The organism is Trichocoleus sp. AS-A1, from assembly GCF_039962015.1.
In the GTDB taxonomy this organism is placed as follows: Bacteria; Cyanobacteriota; Cyanobacteriia; order Cyanobacteriales; family FACHB-T130; genus FACHB-T130.
The window spans coordinates 144508-150964 of the sequence record NZ_JAMPKG010000014.1 but is presented as its reverse complement, the minus strand read 5'-3'; the positions used below and the strand labels follow the sequence as shown (position 1 = coordinate 150964).

Annotated in this window: 9 protein-coding genes; 8 read left to right on the top strand and 1 reads right to left on the bottom strand. The window is 44.7% G+C overall.

The genetic code is table 11. From position 1 onward, the window contains the following. Positions 1-92: 92 nt before the first annotated feature. The 8 genes from NC994_RS13180 to NC994_RS13145 all read left to right on the top strand — a co-directional run bounded on the left by NC994_RS13180 (position 93) and on the right by NC994_RS13145 (position 5580). Positions 93-698, top strand: a complete 606-nt coding sequence (locus NC994_RS13180; protein WP_190433648.1) for a site-2 protease family protein — start codon at positions 93-95, stop codon at positions 696-698. Positions 699-1053: 355 nt separating this feature from the next. After that, the gene (locus tag NC994_RS13175; RefSeq protein WP_190410369.1) at positions 1054-1308 is read left to right on the top strand and encodes a SemiSWEET transporter; all 255 of its coding nucleotides are present in this window, start codon (positions 1054-1056) and stop codon (positions 1306-1308) included. Between the two features lie 27 nt (positions 1309-1335). Further along, a complete protein-coding gene (locus tag NC994_RS13170; protein WP_190433646.1) occupies positions 1336-2970 on the top strand; it encodes a radical SAM protein in 1635 nt (544 codons plus the stop codon). A 140-nt stretch (positions 2971-3110) separates the two neighbouring features. Further along, positions 3111-3578 (top strand): hypothetical protein, encoded by a 468-nt coding sequence (locus NC994_RS13165; RefSeq protein ID WP_190433639.1) that lies wholly within the window; start codon positions 3111-3113, stop codon positions 3576-3578. Positions 3579-3672: 94 nt separating this feature from the next. Further along, positions 3673-4128 carry a hypothetical protein gene (locus tag NC994_RS13160; RefSeq protein ID WP_190433637.1) on the top strand — a complete coding sequence of 152 codons (456 nt, stop codon included), beginning with the start codon at positions 3673-3675 and terminating at the stop codon, positions 4126-4128. 23 nt (positions 4129-4151) lie between these two features. Then, positions 4152-4340, top strand: a complete 189-nt coding sequence (locus NC994_RS13155) for a CPXCG motif-containing cysteine-rich protein (RefSeq protein ID WP_190410373.1) — start codon at positions 4152-4154, stop codon at positions 4338-4340. A 66-nt stretch (positions 4341-4406) separates the two neighbouring features. After that, entirely contained in the window at positions 4407-4982 is a 576-nt protein-coding gene (locus tag NC994_RS13150; protein WP_190433635.1) for a hypothetical protein, read from the top strand. Between the two features lie 160 nt (positions 4983-5142). Next, complete coding sequence (locus NC994_RS13145) at positions 5143-5580, top strand: hypothetical protein (RefSeq protein ID WP_190433633.1); 438 nt, start codon at positions 5143-5145, stop codon at positions 5578-5580. 83 nt (positions 5581-5663) lie between these two features. Here NC994_RS13145 and NC994_RS13140 read toward each other — a convergent pair whose 3' ends face one another. Then, positions 5664-6326 (bottom strand): GIY-YIG nuclease family protein, encoded by a 663-nt coding sequence (locus NC994_RS13140; protein ID WP_190433684.1) that lies wholly within the window; start codon positions 6324-6326, stop codon positions 5664-5666. Positions 6327-6457 lie beyond the last annotated feature (131 nt).

Below are 6457 nucleotides of genomic sequence, written 5' to 3'. Positions count from 1 at the left end.
AAAATGGTTGATACTTTGCTTGCTACTGCACTTGATTTAGTCAATCCAAAACACCTACGCAACTGGTTCACAAACTGCTGCTACTGTACTTCATGAACTTGCAATCTGCTGTAATTATCATCCTTGTTGTGGCTTCAGTGACGCTACACGAACTCGCTCATGGTATAGCTGCTTTAAGCCAAGGTGATGACACCCCCAAAAAAAGCGGACACATGACCTTGAATCCAGTGATTCACATGGGATGGGAGTCAATTATTTTTCTTTGCATTGCTGGTATGGCGTGGGGACAAATGCCTATCAATCCCGCACGCTTTCGCCATAAGAAAATTAGCAATATTTTGGTTTCTATCGCTGGCCCTTTATTAAATCTAGGCTTGGGCATTCTGTTTCTTTTAATTCTAAAATTGGATTTCAGTTTGTTCTCGACAAAAATTCTGAGTTCTGAATTTCTCTACCTGGGTGCGTCTATCAATTTGAGCTTGTTTCTCTTTAATATGCTGCCTATTCCTCCTCTAGATGGGTTTCATGTATTCAGTGAATTTTTCCCGTCATTAAAACCTTTAGAAAGTAGCCCTTTTGGATTATTAGCTTTAACAATCCTCTTGGTTAGTGGTTTTTCTTTAGGTCTGGGTTTTATCGCGAATGCAGTCATCTGTGCGGTTGCTCCCTCAATGCAGGGATGCCAAGTTGTATTTTAGATGGATGCACTGCTTCCATCAGACTTTAGTCTGCGTCTATACAGAATAAGCCTGCGTCCGCAGGCTTATTGTTTTCTGGTCAATTCCGGATTTGAGATTCATTGAACACAATCTCTATTAACGAACTGCGTTGGCGGAGCCTGCGCGTTAGCGCTTAGACGCCTTAGCGTTCGCGAAGCGGCGCGGATGCGCGTTAGCGCTATAGGACGCGAAGAAAGAGAAAGAAGAGAGATTACAAATCACTTCAGAACCCCGACTTCTTAAAGAAGTCGGGGTTCTCGCATTCACGAATCATATAGGACTGCTATAGTTAAATCTTATCTATAATTTTTTTTGCAAATCAATTGGCAGTAGCATGGATTTTGTGACGGGTTTGGGATTTTTGGCGGCAACTTTGACCACTGTAGCTTTTTTGCCTCAATTGTTTAAAGTATGGCAAACAAAATCAGCCAAAGATGTTTCTCTAGAAATGTTGATTATTTTCTGTTCGGGAGTTTTTTTGTGGTTGGTGTACGGTTTTTACATTCAGTCTTTTCCGGTTATTGCTGCCAACTTGTTAACCTTAATTTTTAATCTGATAATTTTATCGCTTAAAATTAAATATGAATAAGATAATATTTTAAGGTTTTATTTGCCTGTGATGTCTGGAGTTTTTGCCGCAGAACGTCTTTTATTTACACCCGCGACGCCTGACACCGACGCCATCCGGACTATATTTGCCTTCCCGAATGAGTACAGCGTTGGCATCACTAGCCTCGGCTATCAGGTGGTGTGGGCGTCTTTGGCAATGCGCTCCGATCTTGAAGTCAGCCGCCTATTTACAGATACTCATGAGCCGCTGCTGCGATCGCCCGAATTAGTCGGATTTTCCCTTTCTTGGGAATTAGATTATGTCAATATCCTCAATCTACTGGAATTGCTAGAGATTCCGAATCGAGCATCTGCGCGTGATGACAATCATCCCCTCGTATTTGGAGGAGGACCCGTATTAACTGCCAATCCAGAACCTTTTGCTGACTTTTTTGATGTCATTTTGCTGGGAGATGGCGAAAATCTGCTCAGCAATTTTATTGATGCGTATAAAGAAGTTAGAAACGCTACCCGACAAACTCAACTGAGGCGTTTGGCGCAAGTACCAGGAATCTATATTCCTAGTTTGTATCAAGTCGAATATCACTCGCCGGATGGCTCGATCCAGTCAATTGTGCCCGTTGATGCGGAGATTCCCGCCATAATTGAAAAGCAAACCTATCGGGGAAATACGCTTTCCGCTTCCACTGTGGTGACAGAGAAGGCGGCGTGGGAAAATATTTATATGGTGGAAGTGGTACGCAGTTGCCCGGAAATGTGCCGCTTCTGTTTGGCGAGTTATCTAACATTGCCGTTTCGGACAGCTAGTTTGGAAAGTTCGCTAATTCCAGCCATCGATCGGGGATTGGCGGTGACGAATCGGCTGGGATTATTAGGGGCGTCTGTTACGCAACACCCAGAGTTTGAAACCCTACTGGATTATTTGAGCCAGCCAAAGTACGACGATGTCCGCCTCAGCATTGCTTCGGTGCGGACGAATACGGTGACGGTACAGCTAGCTCAAACTTTAGCAAAACGAGACACGCGATCGCTCACCATTGCCGTAGAAAGCGGTTCGGAACGATTGCGGCAGATTATCAATAAAAAGCTGACGAATGAAGAAATCATCCAAGCTGCAATCAATGCCAAAGCAGGTGGATTAAGCAACCTCAAACTCTATGGAATGGTGGGAGTTCCGGGGGAGGAACCCGAAGATTTAGAAGCAACTGTGGCGATGATGCGATCGCTCAAAAAAGCCGCACCTGGGTTACGCTTGACACTCGGATGCAGCACTTTTGTCCCTAAAGCTCATACACCGTTTCAGTGGTTTGGAGTGAATCGGGACGCCGAAAAGCGGCTGAAAAGCTTAGAGAAGCAATTGCGCCGCGAAGGCATTGAGTTTCGACCGGAAAGCTATAATTGGTCAGCAATCCAAGCTTTAATATCCAGAGGCGATCGCCGACTTTCCCATCTTTTAGAACTGACGCGACACTACGGCGACTCTCTAGGCAGCTACCGCCGTGCCTTTAAAGAACTGCGAGGACAACTGCCGGATCTCGATTCCTACATCCACGCCAGTTGGTCGTTAGATCGAGTTTTGCCTTGGAACCACTTGCAAGGACCCTTACCAGTTGCCACCCTCCAGAAGCATCTAGCCGACGCTAAGGCTCATTTTCGGGAGGCTTCACCCTGCTTAACCTAGCCTACGGGGTGATTACGACCGTAAGGACACGGATCAGCCACTTCTGCGATTTTAGGAAAACAGCGATCGCACAGATGTAGTTGTTAGAAAGTCCCGTGAGACTCTAAGAAGAGTTTTATTCTCCCAAGGCAGGCTAACAGATGGTATTCGTAAAACCTCAATTTAATCGTAAATTTGCTTCCAAACTAACTCTAGTAGGTGCAGGAGCGCTTTTGTGCTTGATTCCCTCTGTAGAAGCGATCTCCAAAACCGTAACTTCCACAGGTGCTGCGGCAGTTGAACCAACTGTTTTGGCAGCTCAACCGCAAGGTCGCACCCAGCGGGTTCGATTTGCAAAAGGGAAAAGCTCAGCAGTTGTAGAATACTCGGTCGTGCGAGGAACGAGAGATATTTATCTGCTGGGTGCCAAGGTACGCCAGAAAATGACGATCGGCATTACCTCTCTTGAAGACAACGCTGTTTTTGATATCGTAGCTCCGAATGGGCGAATTATTGCACAAGAGGCAACTAGCTGGAGCGGCACATTACCTAGAAGCGGGGACTATAAGATCGTTGTTGGCGGGACTAGAGGAAACGCCAGTTACAGAATGCAAGTGGGAATTAAATAATCGTTCCATTTATCAGATTTTCCCCCACCAGACGCTGTACTGGTGGGGATTTTTTTTTATAAATTGAATAGAGCAAGCAACCAAGGATAAGCAGATGTTAAAACAAGCTTTGGCGGGCGTAGGAGCATTTTTATTCCTGACCTCTTCGGTGTACGCTGGAGAACAGAGTGCCGAGAGCGATCGCTTTGAGTTTTCCCTGCAAAACATAGCAGAAATTTTCCAGGTTCAACACTTATCAACTTCCGACTCGATTGAACTCGCTCAACTTCTGAATACCCGCTGTCCACCGAATACCTCTTTATACCGTGCTGCTGAAACTAGAAATCATTTCGCCCATATTTGTGCGGCTAAGGGGGGTACTTTAGTCTTTGTTGGGGGTGCCAAAAATGGAACCCAAAACAGCATTAATGTGACGATTCCTAGTAACAGTAGTGGTCAGTTTGTTGCTGTTCAAGGTAATACCCGTTATATTCTTACCCAAAGCCAGCTACGCATTATTCAAGGGAATCAAACCATCGTTAATGAAAGAGTGTTGCGATGGACTCAATAACGATGATTAGAGGAATAATTTAGATGCAATCAACTTCCGAGTATTTTTGTGCCTATTGCGGCGAACCAAACGTTACATTTGTTGACCTAAGTGCTGGGGGTCAGCAGTCGTATATTGAAGATTGCCAAGTTTGCTGTCGCCCAAATATTCTCTACATCCGATTTGATGAAGAAACCCTTGACATTGAAATCGATAGCGAATACGAAGGCTAAAAATAAAGTTTTATTACTTCCTGCCTAGTTTACTCGCAAAAGATTTCTAGGATTTCTGGAAATGCCTTGCGCCCTTCTGAAGATGAAACTATCGACAAACAGATAGTTCCAAAAAAAACAACCGTAATCTTACGGTTATTATCTTACAAAGAAGGTCAAATCATGGTATTTACTAAACCTGAATTCAATTGCAAACAGGCTTTGAAATTAGCTTTAGCGGGCACAGGAGCATTATTATTCTTAGCACCTTCAGTAGGTGCTGTACAACTAACTGAAAAAAGTGCCGAGAAGGTTGCTTTCACTTCTCAGCAACCTGCATCTCAAACTTTATCGACTTCCCACTCTATCGAACTAGCTCAAACAGAGGTGGGTTGTCATAGGGATGAAAGTACTTTCGTTGCTGCTGAAACGAAAAACTACTTAGTGTATATTTGCGGCGGAGATAATCCCCACACTTATGTCGGTTATGCCAAGAATGGGCGTGGTGGTATAACTGTTCCTCTTACTTCTTACAACCGTAATGTATTTACGGCTAAAAACGGTCCGTACACTTACACGGTGGACATGAGTAAGAGTCAGCTCGTTATTAAGCTCCCAAATGGCAGACGTTCTATTGAAAAGTTAATTAATAGTTTGGAGTAATACTATAGCAGCAACTCTCACTATTTAGTTGTTAGTTTTGTTTTAGGCATAATAGTGGGTGTTCAGCTTTTAGTTTTAGTACGAAAATTCATTTTTTCAGCTAATCCTTAAACAAAACGATTACTCACTTGATTACGCTCTGTCAAAGGAAGAAAATGAAATGGCATCCGTGAAACTTAGATTGAATGGCAAACAAGCATTGAAACTCGCTTTAGCAAACGCGGGAGCATTATTATTTTTAGCACCAACACTACAAGCAGCAGAACTCACAAAAACTGTTTCCGGTGCTAGCGATCGCCCAATCCAAATAGCTGCTTCTAACGATTGCATCAACGACATCGCAGAAGGTTTCTCTGTCGAAACAACCAATCATTATGTAGGGATTTGTTACACTCGCAAAGGCACCTTCTACGTGGGTCGTGCGAAGAATGGCAAAGGTAGCATTCTTCTCCCTGTTTCTTCTCCAAAGAGGAATGTTTATGTCGCCAAAAACGGTCGGTACACTTATACTCTCAATTTGAATACGAATCAGTTAATTATTACCTTGCCTAATGGCAGACGTTCTATCGAAAGGGTAGTCAAAATTATCGATTCCTAATTTTTTACCTGATGACTTTTTAATTTTGATTGAATCCCTGCCTTTTCACACCCAAATGTCCTCATTTGGGTGTTTTTTCACGATTACGAATGAGTTTCCCGCGTCTGTCCCTCGATGACAGCACTCCAGTCGTCGTTATTCACTGCCGCTTCTAGCTTTTGCTGCCTCTTGGCATCACTTTCCTCGGCATCTGCAAGATCCTTAGTGAGCGTGCTATCTGCCATCGCCTTGCGAAGTTTGAGCTTTTTCTCCTCATAGGCGTTGCGCTCTTCGGGCGACATGGCTGCTTTTGCAACTTCGCCCACCGTGCTAGCCCACATCTCACTGACCTCAGCGTTACCAGGCGGAACGCTGCCGAGTTCGGAAATCCACGCCTCTCGCAAATTTTCCATGTCCGTGCGTTTCGGGAACTTGAACGCCTGCACCCGCACAAACGCGCAAGTTTCTCTCCCATTTTGAGCGACATGACCATTCAGGGAAAGCAGCACATTCCGCGAGTATCCGATATATTGCGTCTGACGTTGGGTATTTAACACAGCGTACACCCCAGCAATTTTCGCATTCTGAACGCGATCGCACCAACTCTGAAGCGGTAGCACTTCAGTTCCATCGTTTTCGAGATCGACAGGAGTCGCTATCTCAGGGGCAGCGTGTTCGTCGTCGGAGCTATACAAAAAGTCGTGCAGCCCCCGGTGCCCTTCGGGTACATTTTGGTGTTCAACGGGCACATTCTGGTTTGTCTCCACCTGAATTAGTCTCCATTCAATGAATTTGCTACCGGGAGTCAGCCAATCCTGGGATTTATCCACTCCCGATAACTTGTTTATAGTTTAGGGCGTGGGCAGTGGTGATTTGAGTCCCGCTTAGTATGACTTAG